Below are 22,216 nucleotides of genomic sequence, written 5' to 3' on the forward strand. Positions count from 1 at the left end.
AAAGCTTGTTGCTCTGGTCTTTTCAAAAAAATCTGTCCGCAGAGGCTCCATGTCAAGCGACAAAATCAGAATGAATAAATTAAAAGACTGCTACTAAATTGGAGCAGTCTTTTTTATAAATATAGACAAGCCTTAAACAGAATTATGCATGGTTCTTGTTAAACGAAACCAGCTAATAAAAACTAATGTAACATTCCATTATAGGGCGCGATTGTTTAATAACAAGCGCCCTTACTGCTGCATTGGGTGATTAAACACAGGAGTCGTATTTGGATAATTCTGAATCAGCCATTTTCGAGGGGTTGTGCAAAAATACCCCAAAACCAAAAGACTGAAGCTCTTGTTCTTCATCAATACCAATGGTCACGTGCCCCCCGAGTTTCTAAACAAGGCTTTCTAATTTTCCAATGGTCAATGGTCACTTCCCCATTTTCCAGTCGTGAGAGACAGGATTACTTGATCTCTACACGATCCGCAAAACAACTCCAGTACCAATCATAACGGCACCTTCGCAAAAGTCATATTGTTGAGCTTCAAAATCAGTTTCTCCTCCAGACATCATCGAAGATGGTATTATTCACCATATTCGATGTAGATGTTAATGTATCTCGGAGTATTACCAATGAGTTGAATTATGATAATATAGGAAATAATTGTATTAGTGTTTTTGGCTCTACCTTATGGTGCAGGGATTAAATGATTACTTAAAAATCAGAAAGGGTTTATTGTTATGGAAAATAATAGAGGTCCTTCTTTAAATATGACCATTTTGTTTCTTATAATCGGCGTTGTTATATTTACCCTACCTTTTATACTGTCGCTTACTTTGATTGAAAATCCAAGTGTAGCGCTTTTATTTGGAGTTTTTGGTGCAGTAATTGTATCAATAATTGTACTAAAACCAGCTGTTAATAAATTGAATTTTAAACCGTCTACAGAAAAATATTTGGCCAAAAGGGATCAAGAATTCAATCTAAAGACTAGTCCTTTTAAAATAGGTATAACTTTTTTTCTTTTTGCTTTTGTTCTCTTTGTGATCCGGGAAAATGCTGATGTTGCTTCATCTATGATGCGATCTATGATGCTTGTGTTGTTTTGGGGGATCATCATACTAATAATTTATATCTTGAGTATGAAAAGGAAAGGGTATCAGTTAAAAAATGGTCGTTGGACTAAATGATTAGAAAAAGGGGCTATACCAATGAAAGCCCCTTTTAAAAAATTAATCGCAATCGTCTGCCAAAACTTCTTCTTCAATGTGAGGACCAACAACTGTATTACAGACAACGTTCCACCCAAGTGCTAGTGGAAAACCTACTCCCGTAACGCCAAGGGCCCAAGGAACACCATTACAGAGCATAGTACCAAGAGCATACTGACGGAAGGAACACAGGTAAGGATCTAAGTCAGATTGTGCTTGAAAATCCTCCATTTCACTAGCAATTTGAGCAATTTCCTTTTGCACATCTAGATCTGCATTCGAAAGTTCAAGGTTGCTATCAGTTTGTTCTTCAATTATTTCACCTTCAAGGTCGTAGAGTGTAACTGTAGCATCATCCTCGTAAAGATCTCCCTCAAATTCAATAACTCCAAGGGATTCAACATCTTTATCCTCAGAAAACATCGTAAACACAGTAGTAGTAGTTTCCTCTTCTACGTCCAGCTTAGCTAAATAATAACTGTCGTTATATGCTCCTGAATAAGAAACATGAGCTACTTCTAGGTTATTAATATTTGCGGACCCAGGTGCAACATCTTGGTAAACGGAATTGTTTTCAAGTTCCTCCTGTAAATCCGATAGCTCAGAATCATCTGTCACTTCTTCGCTAGAATAATCTACATCAGCTTCACTCATGATACTTACAATTTCTTCGTGATTTAAAGGGTGATAGGCCTCTAAATCGAGTAAATTCATCGTAACCGGTCCAGCAATACCATCAACGACTTGTTCCATTGTCTCTTGAAAATCTTCAACCGCACCCTCGGTTTCTGGTCCGAAGATCCCGTCAATATCAATGGAAAGATCCACTTCATCTTGTTCATTCAGTTGTTCTTGAATACGGCGTACCAAACTATTGGCATCGCCTTCCTCGACAAGAATGGTTTCGATTAACTCATCCATGGTTCTAAGGGTATTGGGGCCAGCTAATCCATCGACAGAGAGATCATTATCCGATTGAAAATCGCGAACGGCTTGCTCCGTTCCTGATCCAAAGATGCCATCAATGCCTCCATCGGGTTCAAAATAAAACCAGGTTAAGTCCTCTTGGAGAATCTCCACCCCTTCGCCTTCAGAGCCTTCACCAAACAAAATGGCTTCTCTCAGTGCATTGTTGGTTTCCGGTCCGGCAATGCCATCCACTGTCAGCCCTTCTTGATTTTGAAAATCTTGTACCGCAAGGTCTGTTTCTTCGCCATAAATGCCATCGATGCCATGTTCCGGAAGTGCACTGGGGTTCTCACGAATGAGCTGCTTCTGTACCGTCTCAATGAATCGACTCCTTGATTCTGCTGTCACTGTTCTGTCGTCAATACTCATGTTTATCCTCTCCTTTTTGTGGGGTTACCTCTAAAAGAAAATGAAAAGCTATTTTGACAACCAACGTCAGAAAAAAAGTTACATATATTTTTGCTTTTCTTCTAGCCATCCCTTAAATGTCCAAAAAGATATGACCTCCATCTCATAGGTGGCCTTGATCAAACGGGTATTCATATCTTGCCTTAGATCTTCGCGTTCTTGGGGATTCGTCGCATTTAACCCACGCTGAATGCGAGGTTCCATATCCTCCAATACCTCTATGATGAGAGCGTTTTTATCCATACGGTTAGCCTCCTCGAAGTTGAGCCAAAGCCTTTCTTCTCGTTTTTGATACATTTTGAGGGGTACAGTTTAATTTTTCCGAAATTTCATGATCATTTAAATGATCGAAGGTGTAGTAATGCAACACCGTTTTCCGCGTCGGATGAAACGATTGGAAGGTTTGGCCCATCTCTTCCGTTGGTAGCAGCTCTCGGATTTCCTGAGCCATGGCGTCATCCATTGATGGCTCTCGAGCAAGGAGGAAATCGCCCCGTGTTGCTCGCTCTTCTCCGAACGTATCTATCGGCTGATCAACGATGAGCATCGACTGCTGTTGTCGCTTCGATTGATCATAAGTGTTGACGTAAAAACGGGTCAGCTTGTTGATATATTGCATCATTCGAACCCTTAGATAATAAACCTCAAACCGTTTGTCTAACTGCTCCGAGGCCCCTCGATCATTCTCTTCAATGGTTGCCTTCAGCAAATCCCAATGGTTATCTTCGGCCAAAAATCCTTGAATGATCGGTTCTTGAAACAAACGGGCATGTTCGTGGATGAAAGTCTCCAAACACCTTTCTCTCTTTTTCATGGTGACCACCCCTTATGATTGATCGTTCTCTCCTATAAAGAAAAAAGAGGAAGATAAAAACAACCACATAGGAACGTTTGTTCTAAATTCTAGCATATGTTTGCTTTCTTTTCTAGTTTCAATGGTTATTGGTTGTTAAATCACGGCCATTTTTTCTTTATCAAGAAAGAGAGGAGGAGTGGCGATGCAGCAACTACCCGATTGGATGATTTTTGTAGGAAATTTTGGCTTTCCCACGCTCATTGCTGTCTATTTACTCATGCGATTTGAGAAACGAATCGATGACTTAACCCAGGCCATTCAAGATCTCAAAGAATCCAAAAATCAAGAAGACTGAAAGGAGAGAATATCATGGTCGCTATCACTGAAGATTTCATCCCCATATCCAATACCAATCGTCCAGGCACTGTGCTCGCCCCCACACATGTGACGGTTCATGAAACGGCGAATACCGACGTGGGTGCCGATGCAGCCATGCACGCTGATTACGTAAAAGGCCAAGATGCTCAAGATCGTCAAGTCTCCTGGCATTATACCGTTGATGATGAGACGATCATTCAACATCTGCCGAACGATGAAATCGGTTGGCATGCGGGAAGTGAAGGCAACGATCAATCTGTAGGTATTGAGCTTTGTGTCAATCAAAACGGAAACTTTGCACAAACGCGTGCGCAAGCGGTTGAACTCATTCAAATGCTGATGAGTGACCTGAATGTTTCCTTAGAAAATGTGGTTACCCATTAGTATTGGACGGGCGCCAATTGCCCCGCGAATTTATTGAATGATTGGGAGAATTTTAAGGAGGACATTGCGGTCGATGGAGGTGATCCCGCCCCCGGAGGAGAGCAGCTCCAAGTCATCGTTGATACCCTTTGGGTTTATGATCAACCCGACTGGGACGCTCGATATACGACCGTGAATGAAGGCGAAATCTTTACCATCGAAGAAGCATTAACCGTGAACGGATCTTTGATGTACGAGCTCCGAAGTGGTTTATATATCACTGGAAATCCCGAATATGTTGACATCATTGCATAAACAAATGAGCCACTCCTTAGCTAGGAGATTGGCTCATTTGTTTTAATGCTTTTTTCAGTTTCAATGTTGCCCCTACATAGGTGGATGTTCCGTCCTCTTGTTGAATAATCGTGTACGGAACCCCGGAGGCTTTAGCGTCTCTAAATTCTTGTAAATACGTTTGATGTTCAGCAATATTCTTTTCTTGGTAAGGAATGTTATTGTGCTTAAGCCAAATTTTAAAGAGTTTACAAGGGTCACATCCCGTTTGTGTATAGACGATTACCGTCATGAAACCATCCCCTTTCAAATGCTCATTCTTTATATAAAGAAAACTAAGAGATGAAATAACAACCAGTCGAAAAAACGCTTGATAAAATAAGAATTTATTAGAAGGGCTCAACCCCTAAACATCGATGCATTCAACATCATTTAAAAGCAGAAGGAAAACCTGCTAATACAGTGAACGGAATTTCCCTCCTTTTGAAAACGGTGGTGTAGTGGTAATGTTTTATCTGGACCCCGAGAGGCATTTATCAAGACTAGAAACGATGGTTCCGAGGGATTGGGGTATGCAACGACTTATCTGTCCATTTTATTTTTCGACATGAAGGAAATTCGGGATAACATCACTAAATGCTGAATTTTCCGAATAAAAAATCACCTTTCTTTTATACAATGATCTCAATTCAAGAATTGGACCATATTGTGGAGGAACGTTTATGTATCCAAATGATTAATATCAGAGAGTTTGTAACCATTTAAAAATACTGCTAATCTATTATCGTTATTTTTTATGCATATAGAGGAGTTTTTCATCATGAGTCAAACTGAATTGATTCAACAATCAAAGGCACCACAAACACGTAGTTCGCTTGCAAATGACTTAAGAAACCTGGGTTTGAGTGAGGGTATGGTTGTAATTGTGCATTCTTCGATGAAATCATTAGGTTGGGTTTGCGGTGGATCAGTAGCTATAATTCAAGCTTTACAAGATGTGATCACTTCAAAAGGTACGATTATCATGCCAGCTCATAGTGCTGATGTATCGGATCCAAGAGAGTGGGGTAATCCAGCAATTCCAGAAGAATGGGTCACTGAAGTGATGAATGAATTGCCGCCATTTGATCCCAGTGTAACACCAACCGTAGCAATGGGGACTATTCCAGAGTCGTTCCGCACATACCCAGATGTCAAACGTAGTTATCATCCTGTACACTCTTTTTCAGTATGGCAAATCTGGAACAAATAAATGGGAGGGATAAAGTGGGCATCATCGGTACTGCAAATATTGCTCTTGCTGCTTTCATATCCTTAGTTAGTTTCATCATTTGGTTGGTTGTACGATCTGGAAAAAGGCAAAAGTGTGATCATGAGGTAGATTAATCTTCCTGAATCGAAGCGCATTTACGGAATAAGTGCTCCTTTCGTTATTGGCTTGTTGGCTCATAAGAATAACCTTTGTATAAAATCTTATGCAATTGTAGGTGTAGGAGAATGAAAGAACCAAACGATAAAGAAATAAAAGAAGCGCAAGGAGAATATAAAAAAGTAGGCAAGCTTCGACCAAAGTTTGAGGATTTGGGTGCGAGAACCTTGTTAATCGTTCTCTTAATCCTTCTGATTGCGTTTCTAGTAGACGGATAAAGTTATTTAAATGGCGATATAATTCCAATTACCAATAGAAGTGTTATTACGTTATCGAGACGCGTTAATGGATGTTTCTGTCCAACCCCTCGAAAAGGTATATTTCAGAATGTTATGCTTTCAATGCTTTATCACCATAAAAAAATGACCCACTAATGGGCTACCCCATTAATTATGAGATTATACATTTAAAAGCAGAAAAAAGGGAGAGGTTTTATGAAATGGTTTGTGGTGGTTTTTTTTATATTTTTTGGTGTAGTAATTTCAGATAGTATACTATACTTCTTAGGTATTGGTCCTCAATATCTCGAAACAAATTATGTTTTTTTGATTATTGGGGTAGGTCATATAGTACATGGTATAATATTATTTCGAGTCGATAGAGAATATAAAAGTGCTATAATTATGTCTTTTAGCTTGGGTCTTTTGATGCTTGGTATGATGATATTAACGTTTATAACATAGTCAAAGACATGTACTTCCAAAGAAATTTCATCCAAGCACTACTCTTCTTTGGAGTTCACCAATATGATGACGCTTAGCAAGTACTAACACAAAAAAACTTACCCGATTTTGTCCCTCCTAAAATTTTCTATAGTTTTTTTAATTAAGTATTGTTACAATATATTATATGTGAGAAAATTAGAAAAAATACAGGAGGTTATTGAATTGTTTGATCAAATCATAGAAAAAACAGATATTATTGGTCTTCATTTTGAGAAAAATTTAAGTATTGGGAATAAATTTTACACGCATGTTATTGCAAGTTCTGGTCCTGGAATTAGTGACTTTGTCACTCATAGTGATGCGTTTCACTACACTCAATATGGAATACATATTGCTCAAGTTGATCGGTTAACTTTTTTCGGTGATCCCAATCAAATTATTACGGGACACTTTGTAGATTGTAGGGAGGGGTCCCCAACCCTTCATAAATATGTATCTATTGATTATTACCCAGACCCAACTAAAAAACTTAATATAGATCGAGGGATAGCTCATACATTTGATGGATTAGAAAATGTACTCACTCGTGATGAACCAATTTGGTACATGTCTGTTGGTAATTCCGATTATAATATGGAGAGTGATGTGATTAACGTTCCAAGAGAATTGGAGTTGAATGAATTTCCCGAAGTAACAATAAATAAATATCCAATCCCAAGAGAAGCATATGAATTTGTACTTGGTATACAGCATAAAAATATGACAGAATTACAAGAATATCCTAATAGAGTGTTAGTAAACATTGATGGCGAAAAACGTTACGTAACAATTACACCTAAAAAGGGGGATAAAGAAAATTGAATAAGAATAGTCATTTAGGTATTCCGGGTGTGTATTGGGAAAAAAATTTTTTTGCAGAGACAGGGGAAAATAGCTATACTTTAGTAGCAAATAAAGGCCCTCTAGTCACTGATTTATTTCATTACAAAGAAAACTCTTATAAATCTTACGCGTTATCGGTTGGACAAATCAATAGATATACATTCTTCGGAAAGTCGGATCAAGTAATTTCAGCTAAATTAGTAGATTGTCGCTCTTCATCTGAGAATCTTCATAAGAAAATTGAATTTAATTTTAAACCTGATCCAACACAGTGTTTAGTAGTCGAGAGAGGAATTGCGGAATATTTCGAAGGTTTGGATAATATTTCTGTCAGATCAGAGCCAATCCTGTTCTCAACCAATAAACCAAATGGGCATGATTTGGGAGACGACTCTATTGCCATTCCGCTAGATAAACTAGATAATGAATTTCCAATTATCTCACCAAGTGAATTACCTTTGCCCAATGAAGCTTTGCAATTCATGCTCAAAAGGGAACAAGAAGTAATTAAATCAGGGAAAAACGTGAAGAGTACATCTAATTTGTATCTTAATAACAAGTTCTACAAAATCAGCTTGCAGCCTAAACCTTTATACTAAAATAAGGAGGTGATTAGTATGTCAGCTCAAGTAAAAGATATTGATATTTCCATTGATGACCTGGAGGCTATGGTGGACAAGATGGATGACCCGATGGAGAAAGAGGGGCTTAAAGCATTTATCACTAATATGACCCCTAAGCTCGCTGCTGAAAGTACGGGTACATTCCTAGGTAAGATTAAGGCACACATGCACAGCTTACCTAATGATATTACCATAGAAGGCGCACTAGATGAGCTTTCTGATGAATATCATGTAGAGATCGAATAACGCAAAGTAGTTAGCATAAAGCCCAAGGGGTTCAATGTCTCTTGGGCTTTATGTTTGTAGGAGGACACATCGTGCAAGTTAAGCTATCAAAGAATAAGCCATACTTATTTATTATATCAAGCCAATTCATTCATAAAATTGCTGAATCATTGTATGATCTAGTTATGCCATTATTAGTTCTGTATATAACCGGATCCCCAGTTCTAATGGGTGTTATGTATATTCTTGGCGAAGTCGCTGAATATTTGGTATTTCTTTTTGGAGGTGCAATAGCAGATTCATTTAACAGGAAAAAGTTACTAATTACAATAGCTATATTACAAATTATTTTCATATCACTAATTCCCATATTCGAACACATAGGTATATTGAGTATCACTTTACTGTTTATAGTCGCTTTTGTAATTGATCTATGTGTTTGTTTGTATGGGATAGCTGACATTTCTATTATTCCGCAAATTGTAGAGAGGGATGAATTACCAAAAGCGAACGGGATTATGCAATCTGTAGTATCTACTAGTTCTGCTTTAGGACCTGCTGTATCGGGGATAATTATTGCTGCTTTAGGTTTGTTCGGGAGCATATGGATTAATGCATTGTTATTCATGGTCTTACTATTCACATTTAGGTATTTAAGAGATATGAAGCAAACAGATAAGGAAGAAGATGGAAATGTCAACCCCAAAACAATATTGATGAAGAGCCTTCAAGGGATTAAGCTTACATTTAAGAAAAGGTTACTATTAGTTCTAGTTTTTTGGCAAGCTTTTTTTATATTTGGGATACACGGAAGTATACTCATGTTAATTTTTTACTTGGAATCTGATATTGGTTTTGGTTCAGATGGAATTGGCGTAGTGATGACATTTGGTGCAATTGGCGGCATATTATCAGGTTTGGTATTTGCGAAAGTCCAAAAGGTGTTTAAGGGTAAAAATGGTATTCTAATTATTTTGGGCACTGTTTTTGCAGGGATTATGTTTATACTTTTGCCCTTTGCTACTGCCTGGTATTCTATAGGTGTAATTTATTTAGGTATTATGTTTAGTATAGCTATTGTATCAAGGCTCATTTCATTATACATCCAATATAACGTTGAAAGTAAGTTTTTGGGCAGGGCATTTGCAGCTTCACAATTAATATCCAGCATACTCGCACCATTAAGCATATTGATTGCTGCATTATTAGCAGAAAATGTAGGTACAGAGTATGTCTTCCTTTTGAGTGGCGCAGTTTTGTTACTTTCCTCAGTGCTAGCAGTACTTTTTAATATTAATAATTATAAATGGATAGATGACAGCACTTTACCAAGTAAATCTGAGGGGTCTTAAAACATTTGTGATTGGAGGTCTAAAACTCCATCGATAGCATTATTATCGGTGGAGTTAATTATAAACGCTAATACATCTTGCTTATTGGTCCATGACATGGTTTTAGATGTTGGATTTTGAAACGTCGGGTTAAGGTATAGCATAGACGTTTCTTATTCGCCCTGACTTGAGCTTCCAAATCATGAACATCATGCTCAGAGCCTGTATAAGGGATCCCTTTCAAATGTTACAACGAGTTGATTTTCTCTAAGATCTTTTTTCGGCTGGGGTTCGTGTACAACAATGTCGTATGAATATTGCTGTGCCCAGCCATAGAAGCCACTTCATGAACATCAAACCCTTTCTCCAGGGCATTGGAACAAAAGAAATGCCTCAAGTCATGGGGTGTGATGGGAGGGTTTATGGCCATGACACTCGTATATTTTTCAAAGGATTTGTAAACGGTGACCCTGGAAAGTTGCTGGCTACGATTGCTTAAGAACAGATAAGGACTCACCTCTGAGAGCCGATATTGCTCTCTTTCGTCTTTCAAATATTTTTTGATGCTTCGAACCACTCGATCAGAAAGAAAAACGGTACGTGTCTTGTTTCCTTTACTATCTTTGACTTCTAATTCTCTGGCTTCAAAATGAATATCATTGATCTTTAGATAGAGCGCTTCACTGATACGTAGGCCTGCATACGCCAATAGGGTCACCAATGCATAGTCTCGTTTGCTTCCTCCTTCTAAAACGGTTTGGAGAAAACGCTGAATATCTTGTTCCGTATGCGTTGCGGGGGAAGCATAAGGCTTTTGCACAATTTTATTATCATTCTTAGCAATGACATATTCGGTTTGGACACCTTGGGCAATAAGATAGTGATTCCAAGCACGAAGGCCAGCCAGCCGTGCATTGAAAGTGGACGCACCCACATTCTGATGCGTCATGTATAGTTTATAATCAGTGATGTTCTCCGAAAAAAGTTGACCAGGTATGGTTCCATAACGGGCGATAAACCATTCAAGATATTTTCGGACAGACGTTATGTAAGAAGATATTGTATTAACTGACTTTCCTTTTGCTTCTAAATGGTTTTTAAATTCATCTAGTATTGGATCTTTCAATAAATTATGTTTCATTCAATAATAATCCTTTCACTTTTAATTATGTTTCATTATCTTCCTTGATTGTAGCATGGAAAAAGTAATTTCGAAACATAATTGATCTTATGTTTTATTACTTCAGTTGGATCACTAGGGATTTGGAGTCGTGCCCGTTTTTCTTAAATATTTAATAATCAGATTAATTAGTGCAAAAAAGTATGAGCCTTTGACTCATACTATATGGATAGTAATACAGCTGTACTATGAAGATAAATGATGTTGGTGAGGATCGTATTAGTCTACAAGATGTTTTCTTTTGGCCCAATCATAATTGCCTTCATAATTATAAACTATACCATCGTCTAACCAAGAAATACTCGAAAACATATTCAATAGATATCGATCATGAGATACTTGAATGATTAGATGTGGTATACCTCATTCTCCATCTTTTAAGAATGAATATGGAAAGAATGATTAAAACAATACAAACCCCCATGAATAAATACATTGTTATTGTTCCTCCTCCAAATTCGATTGTAGGTCCAATAACTAACGAGAATATAGATCCTCCTAAGCTTGCAGATCCTATAAAAAGAGTAGAAGCTGTTAATGATGCTCCTTCCCCTTTTAATTGTTCGGTAAAGTTAAACAATGAAATAGGAAAAATTCCAGCTAGTATGAAACCGATAAGAAAAACATTTATGAGTAGAAATCCCCCATTTTGAATAACTGTTATTGTCCCTAAAGTAATCAATGAAATAAACGTGGCAAACACAATAAATACATAGTTAGGAATTTTATTTACTAATGACCCAATAATCAATCTACCAATAATCATACCTAACCAGAACGCCGATATACTGTAAAGATATACACTTGTTTCAGGTAGTAATTCCTGAATGAGTAAAGGTAGATAGTTGGCAAAATTCGTTTCCAACCCTGCGTAAAAAAAAGCAAAAACTGAGAACAATGCAATTACACCAATATTTCCTTGCCAATTTAAAGTTTTCTTATTCGTCTTCTCGCTATACCGTTCTACATTTTTATCGAATAATTTAAGTTGAGAATGGTATTTTAAGTAAAATACCATATTAAAGAGGACAAGAACACAAAGCCCATACAAAATATATCTCCAGTCCAAAGATAAATAATTAGAGTAGTTAATTAATAATGGAAAACTTAAGGCCCCTATTCCAAAAGCTACTTCTAATATGGAAATAGCACGATCTCCATTATCTTGATCTAAAGTTAATGAACCAGTCGTCGACTCTAATGATCCTGATGAAACTCCAACTAAAAAACCCATACACAAAATTGACCATAAATCTAGAGAAAGCGTGATTCCGAATATAGACATAAACAATAGTCCTTGAAACGTAAATATTGTCAGCAATCTGTTACTTTTTTGAATGATAAAAGGGGAAATGACGATCCCGATTAAAAAGCCTGCAAACTGGAAAAATATAAGAACCCCTCCCATTGAGGGGGATATTCCTCCTTCTTCAATGAGCAAAGGTAACAAACTTCCAAATAAAACGTGCATAGAACCTACCATAAAATAACAAATCAATCCATAGCTCATTAATTTTTTCACCTTATCACCTCCAAAAAAGAGGTATAAAAATACCAGGTTCTAACCCCACCATTTTATTAACGTGAAGTAATTGTTTCTAGAGATCTTTTAGAAGCTTGAGCTTTCTGAAAAACATTAGCAAGTGTAATCTGTGTTCTTAAACCATCTTCAAAGGTAGGGGTATCCATATACGGGTAAGAGGAAGGGAATAACCAATCCCTTAACTCATTCCTAAAGGAGTCTGACCAACCATGAAATTCATTTATTGGATCTGTTAAAAGTGGCGGAGATAAATCGATTCTTTCCTCTTCCATACCATTTTTAATTATTAGAGTATTATTATCTTCATTAGAATGATATCTAACCTCTTTTTCACTTCCCAGAATATTGATAAAGAAGCCACATCTTTCTTTAGATGTTACTTTTGATGTTACGATGTTCGCAAAAGCACCATTTTCTAAGGAAAAATACACCTCTGTGTGATCATCTACAAAAACTCTTCGTTTCTCCTTTTCTGTTACATTCGTTTCCATTTTTACTCGAATACTTTCATGGTCAATTTCATTATTTGTTAGGTACCAAATGAGGTCAACTAAATGAACTCCTAAATCACCAAAAGCTCCACTAGTTAGTCTACTGTTAACATCATCCTTCCAAGTGAAGGAATTTTTCCTTAAGGCACTATCTTTTTTGAAATGAAGAGTAATACGAATAATGTCACCAAGTTCCTTTTTATCAATTAAATCCTTTAATTTGGAAACATAGTAAAGATAACGGTAATTGAATCCCATTATTATACGTTTATTACTTTTGTTAATTACATCCATTATTTCTTTAGCTTCTTCTACTGAGGTAGACATTGGCTTTTCGCATAAAATATGTAAATTGGAATGAACAGCCTCTAGGATATGATCTTTATGGCAATAATTAGGTGAAGCAATAATAACACCCTCTATATCCAAAAGTAGGTTTTCTAATTGCTCGTAAAAATCCCCTCCAAATTTTTCAACCAATAATTTGCCTTTATCCTTGTTAATGTCATATACTCCTTGAAGTTCCACTTCTTTTATTGTACTGAGAGTTTTTGCATGAATCTTTGCTATATTACCTGCTCCGATTATCCCAATTCTCATTTTGAAAAAACCTTTCATCTAATATTTTTCGTCTTTTACAAACGAGGTTATCTCTTTGCTTGAAGCATTCTACCTTCTACAGTATTTATATTCATAAAGTTTAACTGGAACAAATCCCTCGTTTCTCCGTTATTTCAGAATCATCAGGAATAACATATATACTCCTTAACGTAGTGATCCACCTGAGTCCATTGATTCTTAAGAATACGATACTGACTCATGAGCATATTGATTTCAACTTGAACCATTTTGGTCCCCTGAGTTACTCCAACCGAACGTTGGGCCGTTTGCTTCAATAAGTCAGCCTTTTTTAGACTTAGTTTCCATATAAGCGCAATATTTTCTGTATTCATCCCCATGATATCTTCCGGAAGTGGCAAATAAGTTAATGCATGAATCACATCATTACATTCCCAATTGTTAAACAATGTCGTTAATTCCGGGAAATAGTAATCAATCCATTCGTCAATTTGTTTACGAGTATCTTGTAACTTCGATAAAAGATCGTTGCGAACTCTGATTCCTTGCTGTAATTCAGCATAAATGCCTTCCGGGAGATTCGGTATCGTATAATGGCTGTTTTTAATAAGCTGCGTAATAACATACGTAAATTCATTATTAAATAGGGAAGGGTCACTAAATTCCTTGGATTCTTTGATGTGCGCCGGATTGACAATAACGGGTAAAAAGCCTTTGGATTTAGCATAATATGCTATGTTCATCCAATGGTTATTAGTTTCTGCCATGCCCAAAATCACCTGACGGCTCCTATCAACATTTGTTGCTGTGATCCAATCAACCAGTCGATGAAAACCATCGATATCATTGTTAAAGGCTAATCGTTTGCTTAAATGCCCATCGTAACAATCAAAAGAACGGGCAAAATTCGTCTCTTTAAAATGATCAATCCCTACAATGAGTGGTTCTTTGGAAATTGTTTTGTTTTTTAGATTTGGCTGATTCCCCAAAAGGTTTCCTCCTTCTGCTAACTAAATACAACAGCTTAGCACTCAAACGGGAAAATCTGAAATTAATGACCGAAATTCTCTTTTAAGATGTTCAATATTCCTTTCGTGTATGGATTGGAGGTTACTTTTTCATATTGTTTTTTGGCATCAGTGGTAGCATTATCGAGTAAATATCCGTGCCCCACTTTTGATAGCATTTCCAAATCATTACCACTATCTCCAAATGCAAATGTATATTCCATACCTACCTTAAATTTTTGGTTGATAAATTCTACTATTGCTGCTTTCCCTGTATTTTTGGGGATAAAATCGATATCATATGCTCTTTCGGGGTCACCAGCTAACGGATTACAAATGTTAATATTACAATCCATTTCCTGCTTATAGGCGAAATCTCTGATCATTTCTATATTATGTTTATCTGTAAGATCGTCTATCATGTAGTAATAATAGTTCTTTTTAAATGATGAAGAACCTAATTGGGTCTGAGGTGTAATCTCAATCTTGTGTAAAGCTTCCAAGTCTTTGACTATAGCGTTAACATTCTCTTGGTTAAAGTTCATGTTCTTTAGTCGATACACCCATTCTTGATCCGGATAAAAATTTCCGTCATTCTTGACCCAATAAAGCATTGTCCCCAAATCACAGGCCACAAAATGGGGCATGATTTGATGAATGCCGGTTTCCAACTTTTGAATAACTGAATCAAGACTACTACCAGTAATCACCCCGAAAAGAACTTGATGATTTTTAACAATGTGCTCCATGTAATTTTCGAACGCCTGTATTGAGGTTTTTTCTTCATCGGTTATTTTGTGAGAATAAAGCGTTTCATCTAAATCAGAGTAAACGATATATTTGATACTATTAACATCATCATACTGTCGAAGTGTAGTCTTTTTGGGATTATGCCAATTCATTTCGTAAAGCCTCCACTACTTGATCTTGTTCTTTTAGTGTGAATTGGGGGAATAAAGGTAAGTGTAGTAGCTCTGAATGAACTAATTCGGTATTACTTAAACTTTGTCGTTTGTTTTGCAAGTAAGAAATATTTTGTTGATGGGACAAATATGGGTAATACACATCTGTTTGTACCTTATAATTATCTTGTATTCTTTGTTTGATAGAATTTCTTTGATTGTGATGAACTCTTATTGAAAATAGGTGCCATACATGATCATAGGTGTTCTCTGGTAAAGAAATCTTTCCCTCTTTTTCTAAGATATTTAATTTTTCAATATATCGTTTTGCTAATAACGAACGCTTAAAGTTATTAAGAGTTAAATATTTAAATCTCTCAAGACCAATAGCAGCTTGGAAATTGTCCATTCTCGCATTAAATCCATATTTGGTTTCTTTTACATTTTTCTCCCCAACAGAAAAACCATGATAGGATAATCGCTTACATTGTAATGATAGTTCCTTATCGTTTGTCAATATGGCTCCAGATTTTCCGCATACGCCTAAATTCTTGTAGGGATTGAAACTTAGAACCAGGAGATCACTGTATTCACCTAAGCTTTCACTGCCAATGGCCTGACAACCATCTTCAATGACTGTTAAATTGTAGGTATCAGCAACTTTTCTTATTGCCTGTTGATCAGGTTGCCGTCCATAAAGGTCTACTGGTAAAATCGCTTTGGTTTTTCTTGTAATGAGAGCAGGAATTTTAGATGCATCTAAGCAATACGTATCCTGATCTATATCGACCCAAACAGGATGAGCCCCCATGGACATGACTGCATTTTCAGTTGCAGCAAAGCTATTCGAAGGCATAATAACCTCATCTCCTGCTGAAACACCTGCTGCTAATAAAGCAATACTGAGCCCCGTAGTTCCGCTAGAAGTAGTAACACAATGAGAAAATCTCGTATATTCTTTTAAGGCTTCTTCGAATCTATTCACATATTCTCCGCTAGTATATTGGCCTGTAGGCAGTACTTCTTCGACGATTTTAAGGACATCACCGATTTCTTCTTTTCCGATTAAGCGATTAACAGGAAGAAACTCCACTTCATCTGAATCTACATCAGTTTCTGACATGGATAAACTTTCAAAAAGATGTGCTTTAGACACTAAATCAGGAAGGTTCTCTAGTTTTTGTATCATTTTTCCATTCGCCAAAGATTCCTGAAGCTTTAGTGAAACATGTCTCCCCTCAATAAGTAGGTCAGTAACTTCATTAATGTAAGAACTATGTTCCGTTAATTTCTCTTCAATAACCAATGATTTGTTCCCCCCAGTTAAAACTACATTTATTTAATTACATGTTATAATCTGGGAACAATCCCAGGTCAACATTTTTTGAGGTGATAAAATGACGACCATATACGACATTGCCTCCAAAGCAAATGTTTCAAAGTCTACTGTTTCACGAGTACTTAATCACCATCCTTATGTCAGTGAGAAAAACAAACAAAAAGTATGGCAAGTGATTGAAGAATTAAATTATACACCTAATGCCCTTGCCAGAAGTTTTAGGTTCATGAGAAACAAGACTATTGCAGTCATTATTCCCAACCTTTATCATTCATTTTTTAGTTTACTGGCTTCTGGTATCTCTAAAGAATTAAGGGCACAGGGGTATAAAACGGTGATTAGCGAAAGTTTCTACAATGCGGAAAATGAGAAAGTTATTCTGGAAATGCTTAAATTTAAAGAAATTGAAGGCATTATTCTGTGCTCTATAGAAAATGATTGGGAGTTTATAGAAGAGTATCTCAATTATGGACCGATTGTACTGTGTAATGAATTTCACGAAGAAGCAACGATTCCTGTTATTTGTTACGATGAACGAGGAGCAACTGCAGAAGCCCTCAATCACTTGCTAAATCAGGGGCATACAAGAATAGGTTTCTGTTATGATGTTTCAGATAGTCCGTTACAGAAAATGAGACAAGAAAGTTATGAACAATTTCGAGATCACGATTTCCAAGAAACAAAAAAATGGTTTTATCCTGAATGCTTCACGATCAAAGATGGTATGAATGTCGTGAAAAATCTTGTCAAACACCCACAAAATGATCGCCCAACTGCGTTATTTACGGGAAACGATTATGTTGCCGCAGGGGTTATAAAAGAGCTGAAACAAAGGGGATTAGACGTTCCCAGAGAATTTGGTGTTATAGGATATGATGACCACCAAATCTGTTTAGCAACCCATCCCACCATATCAACAATTCATATCCCTATAGATCAGTTGGGTGTTTATACTGCTAAAACATTAATAAAAACCTTGTCTGAAAATAAACCTTTACAAAGAGAAGTCAAAACTTTCGAAGGTAAATTAATCATACGTGAATCCACCTAAAATTAAGAGTGAGCCAACCGCTAATATTGAGGGTGGCTCCTAAATTCCCGAAAAGGTATATTCCAAAATACTTTAACAATGAACGCGACATCCCTCTGGACCCAGTCTTCCATCGCCAGCTTACTTGCCGAATCGAGCGCACGATTAGCGACCATGGTGGGTATAGGGGGGGGACTCCGAGATACGTGTAACATCTACATCTAATATAAAAAAGCTCACCCCAAGAGGAAATTAGACAGTGAAAGAGGGTGAGCTTTTTTTAGAAGGTGATATATACCCTATGAAATATATCTCCCGTTATTAAATACTTATGTTGCTTAAAGTAACAAATAAAATTTCCTATCATGGAACATATTTCAGCAAGGTTTTTCAATAGCTGAAAGTGATTCATTAATTCACATTACATTAATTCAGTGATTTATCTTACATTTAAAATTTTTATATCCATGATCGGATAATCCATACACTTCTTCTCTTTACCCAATCCTGAACATTCAAAATGAATATTCAGAAATTGCTTGGCAACATAAAAAGATAGGCATCGCCTACCCTTTAAACCCCTTATCATCTCTTGTTAGTGAGAGGTGTTATGGCTATTCAATTACCTAATTTCCATGTTTATTGGTTACCCTTTGCTTTTTGTTTATTGATTGTCTCTTTCGCGTATTTTTCTGATTTTTCTTCCACATTGCTGTATATTTCCCGCACCTTATCTTTTACCTTCTGCAAATGCTCTTCGCATTCATCATCTGTGTAATAGAATGGGGGTAGTGACTTTGATAACTCTGCATCATCCTGGATAGATTTAAGCATTGCCTTTTGAACCCAGTTTCCAATTGTTACTGGCTCAAATGTAATTGTTATATGACAACTTAATGTATCTGTAGCTTCTGCAGAGTGCGGTGCTCCTTGCGGTAAGTAGATCATATCACCTACATTAACATCTTCATAAATAGATGGAATACCGATTTTATCAACATCAACCTCACCGCCTGAGTTTTGTTGATCGTAAATATCATAAACCTTCCATCTTTTTGATCCTTCACATTGAATGACTAATTGCTCTGTTCGATCGATATGCGGCACAAAACCACCTTGGTTTGGTGGTGTAACGACCGCAAATGCTGAACACTTTGTTCCTATAGAATCACCTAATTTTGCGCAAAATCTTCCCATTGACGGATAAAATTCTTCTACCGCAGTCAATAAAAGCGAAGAACCTTCACTAAGTGCAACCGATGCTTTAGCTCCATCCATAACACGACCGATCGCTTTCGAACCGACCACCAATGGACGCGAATAGAACCTATGCGGTTGAGGCACACCGTCTTTAATCACACGAAAACACTCTTCCGGTATACGAGGTTCAACGAGCATATGCTTAATTGCCTCCATACCGAAAATTTCCCTTGTCCAGCCATCTTTCGGACTTGTAAGAATTTGTCCTTGTTCCGTCCATAATTCATTATTTCTTATTTCATATAAGGCATTAATGGCATTTTGAACTGCTTTCTCCATTTTCCCGCCTCCCGCCTCCTCTATACAAATTACATTTCAAATACTAAAAGTGTGAAAGGCATCTGATCCGCGCCACCGCCAATGACATTGCTAGGTACTTCTAAAAGTTTTTCATAACCGGATCTTTCAGCAACGGAAATGACTTCCGACTCTGTCCATATACGATCTATCGAAAGACAGAATTCATGCTGTAGCTCTCCCGATTCATTTGTCTTTGTTGCGATTACAGGCTGAATTAACTGTTTTTTACTAGCGTCATAATACAAACTAAGCCAAGCCATAATATCCTCTCCCGAACTCTTAAAGGGATGACATAATATAGGCCCTGTAAACTTCTCTTTAAAATCATCGGTTGCTTTGTCGTTAAACACAGGTAAAAATAAGTATTGGCAACCTCGATTTTTAAGCGTCGAACGTAAATTATTAAAGAATATCTCAATTTTTTGATCGCTAACAAAACAGTTAATCGAGGCGGAAGACATAACTGCAACTTGGGTTTTTTCTTGTGGGATATTTTTTTCAAACTCTACAGCATCTAAAATATCAGCTTGAACCCAGGCAATATTAGAATAGCGCTTCTTAGCTTCCTCGATCTGATCGGTAGAGTAATCGACGCCATAAACCTTATAACCTTTGTTATCTAAATGGTTTGTCACTCTTCCATCTCCGCAACATAGATCAGCGATGTAGTTTACGCCTTTCTGAACATCGAACACTTCAAGACCATGCTCGATAAGTTCCAAATCCCACGTTACTCCTTCGTTTAAGTCTTCAATATAATCACGGAATACACCGGAATAAAGGCTATCCCTTATAATCAAATGTTCTCCCATTTCTTTAATCGCGCGCTGAAAAGGGAAAAACTTTTTATATTCGCTCACTTCATCTATAACTTTTGTTAAAGTGTTCAATAGAGTTATCCCTCCATTTTTCAGTATATGTATTACAACGGGTAGAGAAGGGGGATACCCCTTCTCTTTAAAATGTAACCTGATTTAAAATTCCTCTTCTTCAATTTCACCTGGTTGTCTAATGCTGATATCAGGATAAGATGCTTGCCCTCTCACCACTTCTGTTTCATTATCAATCGTATTGTCTTTTGCAAACGCCACTAGTTCCTCAACCTTTGTCATGGGTATTCACCTCCTTGTTAAAGTTTAAGATTCCACCTCAATCTTTGTGTTTGTTGAATTTCTCAAAGTAAGGAGCGGTAAAGCAGTTGATGAAGTAATAACGATCATTAGACCCGCGAAAAATCCGATGGTCGTCGCCGGGAAAAATTCAAGCAGAAATCCTGTTGTCATCATGGATACAGCCATTATGACGTTTGACATCGTATCGCTTAAAGCAAATGCTCGACCGTGGACATATTTAGGTACAACGAGCATCGTTAATGAGGTGAATGAAGCATTTCCGATCCCTGCCCCGATCGTAGCAAGTAAGATAAAAAACGCTGCCATCCACAAGTTTGATGATTGACTAACAGCCATGTGTGATCCACCTTCGATGACTGAGGCGAAAATGACCGCAAAAACTAGAAACTTCTTAAATAAATGCGCCACCAATCCACTAATGAGAAAGCCGATGCCTAGTGATGCATACAGGATACCGACACCTTGATCTCCGGCGCCGAATGTTTGGTAACCATAGACAGCTATTAAAACATTGATGGCACCACCGCCGATTGGCCATAGAAAAGCCTGAATAGCAACAATTTTGATAAGCAATGAATCTTTAAATTCTTTCCAAAAGGTTGTTTGCACCGCTTTCTCTTTTTGGTCTCCTTCGTCCTCTTCACTTGATGAGAACTTAATTCTTAAAACCAAAAGGCCTGAGATAAGGAATGTCAAAGCATTTATAATAAACGCCAATTGCGTACCGATTAGCGCACTAACCACACCGCCAATCGAAGCGCCAAGCGTCATATTAATTCCGCCTAGTGACTGATCGATTGAATTTGCTACAGGTATGTTTTTATCATTAACAATTTGGGGAATGAGTGATTGTCTTGCAGGCATTGATAATGCTGAGAAAAAAACCAATGCTACGGTGACAATGTACGCAATCCAAACTGTTTCCTCAGAAATAATAAATAACAAGGATAATGCTAGGAAAATTCGTGAGAAATCCGATACGACTAGAATAATCTTTTTGTTTATTCGGTCTGATAAATACCCCGCAATGGGCCCCATAATTAAAAACGGAAGCGTTCGGGCGGCTAAAGTGATACCGACCGCAACGCCTGATCCAGTAATTTGAAGCAACAAACTAAGTATAGCTACACTGCTAAACCAATCACCAACACCACTTATAAAATTAGCAGTTACCAGTTTTCTATATGATTTCTCGCGCTTAAGAACCTGATATATTTCTTTCACTGTCTAAACCTCTTCGTAGAAAAATTATCTCGACGCTATTGAAGGTTCAAGAGATGCTGACATTTTTTTGAATTAATATTAAAATAAAAAGGGGATATATTCCCCTTTCTCTCTTTTGCCAAGGTAAAGTAACGGATTAGAATCCCTCTTCATCAATTTCAATTGGTTGTCTGATACTGATATCAGGATAAGAAGATTGTGCTCTCACAATTTCTTCTGTTTCAGTATCAGGCGTGTTGTCTTTTGCAAAATGCACTAGTTCCTCAACTTGTGTCATAGGTTTTCACCTCCTTATTAAAGTTTAAAACCTCTACTTTTATATTACTTTACAAACCTATGATTACCATCATCTCAATCTTCTAATCTTTTTAATTGTTTTAATATTTTTGTAATTAATATATATGCCCTCCTTTCATTTGTATATATTGTAAAATACTAACATAATTGGTTGACTTATTTCAACTTTCTATATATTTTATGAGGGGCACCTTTGTAAAATGGCCAAACTTTTGGTTGTTTTTTTATCTTTACTTGTTCTTTATATAGGGAACCGATCATTTGCAAGGAGAGGATTAACTATAACCGTTTATGTGCAACAAGATGTGGGCCTTGCAAGCTCTTTAAAATTTGCCTTAAGCACAATAACATCCCTTATAAAGAAAAG

27 protein-coding genes are annotated in these 22,216 nt (G+C 37.0%); 12 read left to right on the forward strand and 15 right to left on the reverse strand.

Translation table 11 applies throughout. The features are described from left to right. Window positions 1-730 precede the first annotated feature (730 nt). Window positions 731-1,180: a hypothetical protein gene (locus HNR44_RS08215; protein WP_184403677.1), complete on the forward strand. Its 450-nt coding sequence runs from the start codon at window positions 731-733 to the stop codon at window positions 1,178-1,180. A gap of 42 nt (window positions 1,181-1,222) precedes the next feature. Here HNR44_RS08215 and HNR44_RS08220 read toward each other — a convergent pair whose 3' ends face one another. The 3 genes from HNR44_RS08220 to HNR44_RS08230 all read right to left on the reverse strand — a co-directional run bounded on the left by HNR44_RS08220 (window position 1,223) and on the right by HNR44_RS08230 (window position 3,392). Beyond that, on the reverse strand, window positions 1,223-2,539 hold the full coding sequence (locus tag HNR44_RS08220; RefSeq protein WP_184403678.1) for a peptidoglycan-binding domain-containing protein: 1,317 nt from the start codon (window positions 2,537-2,539) through the stop codon (window positions 1,223-1,225). A gap of 78 nt (window positions 2,540-2,617) precedes the next feature. Then, window positions 2,618-2,821, reverse strand: a complete 204-nt coding sequence (locus tag HNR44_RS08225) for a hypothetical protein (protein WP_184403679.1) — start codon at window positions 2,819-2,821, stop codon at window positions 2,618-2,620. Between the two features lie 4 nt (window positions 2,822-2,825). After that, window positions 2,826-3,392, reverse strand: coding sequence for an RNA polymerase sigma factor (locus HNR44_RS08230; protein WP_184403680.1), 567 nt, complete (start codon window positions 3,390-3,392; stop codon window positions 2,826-2,828). 184 nt (window positions 3,393-3,576) lie between these two features. On the opposite strand from HNR44_RS08230, the gene HNR44_RS08235 reads away from it, so the two are divergent. The 3 genes from HNR44_RS08235 to HNR44_RS17635 are packed head-to-tail and all read left to right on the forward strand — an operon-like array spanning window position 3,577 to window position 4,430. Beyond that, the gene (locus HNR44_RS08235; RefSeq protein ID WP_184403681.1) at window positions 3,577-3,729 is read left to right on the forward strand and encodes a YvrJ family protein; all 153 of its coding nucleotides are present in this window, start codon (window positions 3,577-3,579) and stop codon (window positions 3,727-3,729) included. A 14-nt stretch (window positions 3,730-3,743) separates the two neighbouring features. After that, on the forward strand, window positions 3,744-4,136 hold the full coding sequence (locus HNR44_RS17630) for a peptidoglycan recognition protein family protein (protein ID WP_246407200.1): 393 nt from the start codon (window positions 3,744-3,746) through the stop codon (window positions 4,134-4,136). A gap of 33 nt (window positions 4,137-4,169) precedes the next feature. After that, on the forward strand, window positions 4,170-4,430 hold the full coding sequence (locus tag HNR44_RS17635) for a DUF5776 domain-containing protein (protein WP_246407202.1): 261 nt from the start codon (window positions 4,170-4,172) through the stop codon (window positions 4,428-4,430). A 16-nt stretch (window positions 4,431-4,446) separates the two neighbouring features. Here HNR44_RS17635 and HNR44_RS08245 read toward each other — a convergent pair whose 3' ends face one another. After that, entirely contained in the window at window positions 4,447-4,701 is a 255-nt protein-coding gene (locus tag HNR44_RS08245; RefSeq protein WP_184403682.1) for a glutaredoxin family protein, read from the reverse strand. 528 nt (window positions 4,702-5,229) lie between these two features. Here HNR44_RS08245 and HNR44_RS08250 point away from each other — a divergent pair. The 7 genes from HNR44_RS08250 to HNR44_RS08280 all read left to right on the forward strand — a co-directional run bounded on the left by HNR44_RS08250 (window position 5,230) and on the right by HNR44_RS08280 (window position 9,585). Further along, window positions 5,230-5,661 (forward strand): AAC(3) family N-acetyltransferase, encoded by a 432-nt coding sequence (locus HNR44_RS08250; protein WP_184403683.1) that lies wholly within the window; start codon window positions 5,230-5,232, stop codon window positions 5,659-5,661. 245 nt (window positions 5,662-5,906) lie between these two features. Further along, on the forward strand, window positions 5,907-6,056 hold the full coding sequence (locus HNR44_RS08255; protein ID WP_184403684.1) for a hypothetical protein: 150 nt from the start codon (window positions 5,907-5,909) through the stop codon (window positions 6,054-6,056). 216 nt (window positions 6,057-6,272) lie between these two features. Beyond that, window positions 6,273-6,521 (forward strand): hypothetical protein, encoded by a 249-nt coding sequence (locus HNR44_RS08260; RefSeq protein ID WP_184403685.1) that lies wholly within the window; start codon window positions 6,273-6,275, stop codon window positions 6,519-6,521. 204 nt (window positions 6,522-6,725) lie between these two features. Next, window positions 6,726-7,364: a dTDP-4-dehydrorhamnose 3,5-epimerase gene (locus tag HNR44_RS08265; RefSeq protein WP_221434255.1), complete on the forward strand. Its 639-nt coding sequence runs from the start codon at window positions 6,726-6,728 to the stop codon at window positions 7,362-7,364. Beyond that, entirely contained in the window at window positions 7,361-7,984 is a 624-nt protein-coding gene (locus tag HNR44_RS08270) for a dTDP-4-dehydrorhamnose 3,5-epimerase (protein ID WP_184403686.1), read from the forward strand. The genes HNR44_RS08265 and HNR44_RS08270 overlap by 4 nt, the downstream gene beginning before the upstream one ends. A gap of 18 nt (window positions 7,985-8,002) precedes the next feature. Then, window positions 8,003-8,254 (forward strand): histidine kinase, encoded by a 252-nt coding sequence (locus HNR44_RS08275; RefSeq protein ID WP_184403687.1) that lies wholly within the window; start codon window positions 8,003-8,005, stop codon window positions 8,252-8,254. 71 nt (window positions 8,255-8,325) lie between these two features. Beyond that, window positions 8,326-9,585 (forward strand): MFS transporter, encoded by a 1,260-nt coding sequence (locus tag HNR44_RS08280; RefSeq protein WP_184403688.1) that lies wholly within the window; start codon window positions 8,326-8,328, stop codon window positions 9,583-9,585. Between the two features lie 226 nt (window positions 9,586-9,811). Here the strand turns inward: HNR44_RS08280 and HNR44_RS08285 are convergent, their stop codons facing one another. From HNR44_RS08285 to HNR44_RS08310, 6 genes are all read right to left on the reverse strand, one after another. Continuing rightward, window positions 9,812-10,705, reverse strand: a complete 894-nt coding sequence (locus HNR44_RS08285; protein WP_184403689.1) for a tyrosine-type recombinase/integrase — start codon at window positions 10,703-10,705, stop codon at window positions 9,812-9,814. Between the two features lie 367 nt (window positions 10,706-11,072). Beyond that, window positions 11,073-12,266, reverse strand: coding sequence for an MFS transporter (locus tag HNR44_RS08290; RefSeq protein WP_184403690.1), 1,194 nt, complete (start codon window positions 12,264-12,266; stop codon window positions 11,073-11,075). A gap of 56 nt (window positions 12,267-12,322) precedes the next feature. Then, entirely contained in the window at window positions 12,323-13,378 is a 1,056-nt protein-coding gene (locus HNR44_RS08295) for a Gfo/Idh/MocA family protein (RefSeq protein ID WP_184403691.1), read from the reverse strand. Between the two features lie 143 nt (window positions 13,379-13,521). Next, complete coding sequence (locus HNR44_RS08300; RefSeq protein ID WP_184403692.1) at window positions 13,522-14,346, reverse strand: IS110 family transposase; 825 nt, start codon at window positions 14,344-14,346, stop codon at window positions 13,522-13,524. A gap of 62 nt (window positions 14,347-14,408) precedes the next feature. Beyond that, window positions 14,409-15,266 carry an HAD-IIB family hydrolase gene (locus tag HNR44_RS08305; RefSeq protein ID WP_184403693.1) on the reverse strand — a complete coding sequence of 286 codons (858 nt, stop codon included), beginning with the start codon at window positions 15,264-15,266 and terminating at the stop codon, window positions 14,409-14,411. After that, entirely contained in the window at window positions 15,253-16,572 is a 1,320-nt protein-coding gene (locus tag HNR44_RS08310) for a DegT/DnrJ/EryC1/StrS family aminotransferase (RefSeq protein WP_246407204.1), read from the reverse strand. The genes HNR44_RS08305 and HNR44_RS08310 overlap by 14 nt, the downstream gene beginning before the upstream one ends. A gap of 91 nt (window positions 16,573-16,663) precedes the next feature. Here HNR44_RS08310 and HNR44_RS08315 point away from each other — a divergent pair, with 91 nt between their 5' ends. Next, window positions 16,664-17,656: a LacI family DNA-binding transcriptional regulator gene (locus HNR44_RS08315; protein ID WP_184403694.1), complete on the forward strand. Its 993-nt coding sequence runs from the start codon at window positions 16,664-16,666 to the stop codon at window positions 17,654-17,656. Window positions 17,657-18,274: 618 nt separating this feature from the next. Here HNR44_RS08315 and HNR44_RS08320 read toward each other — a convergent pair. The 5 genes from HNR44_RS08320 to HNR44_RS08340 all read right to left on the reverse strand — a co-directional run bounded on the left by HNR44_RS08320 (window position 18,275) and on the right by HNR44_RS08340 (window position 21,829). After that, window positions 18,275-19,174: a JmjC domain-containing protein gene (locus tag HNR44_RS08320; RefSeq protein WP_184403695.1), complete on the reverse strand. Its 900-nt coding sequence runs from the start codon at window positions 19,172-19,174 to the stop codon at window positions 18,275-18,277. A gap of 29 nt (window positions 19,175-19,203) precedes the next feature. Then, window positions 19,204-20,085, reverse strand: a complete 882-nt coding sequence (locus HNR44_RS08325) for a class I SAM-dependent methyltransferase (protein ID WP_184403696.1) — start codon at window positions 20,083-20,085, stop codon at window positions 19,204-19,206. An 84-nt stretch (window positions 20,086-20,169) separates the two neighbouring features. Further along, window positions 20,170-20,307 carry a hypothetical protein gene (locus HNR44_RS08330; RefSeq protein ID WP_184403697.1) on the reverse strand — a complete coding sequence of 46 codons (138 nt, stop codon included), beginning with the start codon at window positions 20,305-20,307 and terminating at the stop codon, window positions 20,170-20,172. Between the two features lie 24 nt (window positions 20,308-20,331). Continuing rightward, window positions 20,332-21,552 carry an MFS transporter gene (locus tag HNR44_RS08335; RefSeq protein WP_184403698.1) on the reverse strand — a complete coding sequence of 407 codons (1,221 nt, stop codon included), beginning with the start codon at window positions 21,550-21,552 and terminating at the stop codon, window positions 20,332-20,334. A gap of 136 nt (window positions 21,553-21,688) precedes the next feature. Continuing rightward, a complete protein-coding gene (locus HNR44_RS08340; protein ID WP_184403699.1) occupies window positions 21,689-21,829 on the reverse strand; it encodes a hypothetical protein in 141 nt (46 codons plus the stop codon). Between the last annotated feature and the right edge of the window lie 387 nt (window positions 21,830-22,216).

The sequence above is a fragment of the Geomicrobium halophilum genome (assembly GCF_014207655.1).
Taxonomy (GTDB): domain Bacteria; phylum Bacillota; class Bacilli; order Bacillales; family Marinococcaceae; genus Geomicrobium; species Geomicrobium halophilum.

Bases quoted from the DNA above. Each gene is read 5' to 3' on its own strand.
- HNR44_RS08320 (WP_184403695.1), bottom strand. From the start codon at position 19,174: ATGGAGAAAGCAGTTCAAAATGCCATTAATGCCTTATATGAAATAAGA.
- HNR44_RS08285 (WP_184403689.1), bottom strand. From the start codon at position 10,705: ATGAAACATAATTTATTGAAAGATCCAATACTAGATGAATTTAAAAAC.
- HNR44_RS08230 (WP_184403680.1), bottom strand. From the start codon at position 3,392: ATGAAAAAGAGAGAAAGGTGTTTGGAGACTTTCATCCACGAACATGCC.
- HNR44_RS08260 (WP_184403685.1), top strand. From the start codon at position 6,273: ATGAAATGGTTTGTGGTGGTTTTTTTTATATTTTTTGGTGTAGTAATT.
- HNR44_RS08340 (WP_184403699.1), bottom strand. From the start codon at position 21,829: ATGACACAAGTTGAGGAACTAGTGCATTTTGCAAAAGACAACACGCCT.
- HNR44_RS08215 (WP_184403677.1), top strand. From the start codon at position 731: ATGGAAAATAATAGAGGTCCTTCTTTAAATATGACCATTTTGTTTCTT.
- HNR44_RS08275 (WP_184403687.1), top strand. From the start codon at position 8,003: ATGTCAGCTCAAGTAAAAGATATTGATATTTCCATTGATGACCTGGAG.
- HNR44_RS08315 (WP_184403694.1), top strand. From the start codon at position 16,664: ATGACGACCATATACGACATTGCCTCCAAAGCAAATGTTTCAAAGTCT.
- HNR44_RS08220 (WP_184403678.1), bottom strand. From the start codon at position 2,539: ATGAGTATTGACGACAGAACAGTGACAGCAGAATCAAGGAGTCGATTC.
- HNR44_RS08295 (WP_184403691.1), bottom strand. From the start codon at position 13,378: ATGAGAATTGGGATAATCGGAGCAGGTAATATAGCAAAGATTCATGCA.
- HNR44_RS17630 (WP_246407200.1), top strand. From the start codon at position 3,744: ATGGTCGCTATCACTGAAGATTTCATCCCCATATCCAATACCAATCGT.
- HNR44_RS08245 (WP_184403682.1), bottom strand. From the start codon at position 4,701: ATGACGGTAATCGTCTATACACAAACGGGATGTGACCCTTGTAAACTC.
- HNR44_RS08305 (WP_184403693.1), bottom strand. From the start codon at position 15,266: ATGAATTGGCATAATCCCAAAAAGACTACACTTCGACAGTATGATGAT.
- HNR44_RS08225 (WP_184403679.1), bottom strand. From the start codon at position 2,821: ATGGATAAAAACGCTCTCATCATAGAGGTATTGGAGGATATGGAACCT.
- HNR44_RS08330 (WP_184403697.1), bottom strand. From the start codon at position 20,307: ATGACAAAGGTTGAGGAACTAGTGGCGTTTGCAAAAGACAATACGATT.
- HNR44_RS08250 (WP_184403683.1), top strand. From the start codon at position 5,230: ATGAGTCAAACTGAATTGATTCAACAATCAAAGGCACCACAAACACGT.
- HNR44_RS08255 (WP_184403684.1), top strand. From the start codon at position 5,907: ATGAAAGAACCAAACGATAAAGAAATAAAAGAAGCGCAAGGAGAATAT.
- HNR44_RS08235 (WP_184403681.1), top strand. From the start codon at position 3,577: ATGCAGCAACTACCCGATTGGATGATTTTTGTAGGAAATTTTGGCTTT.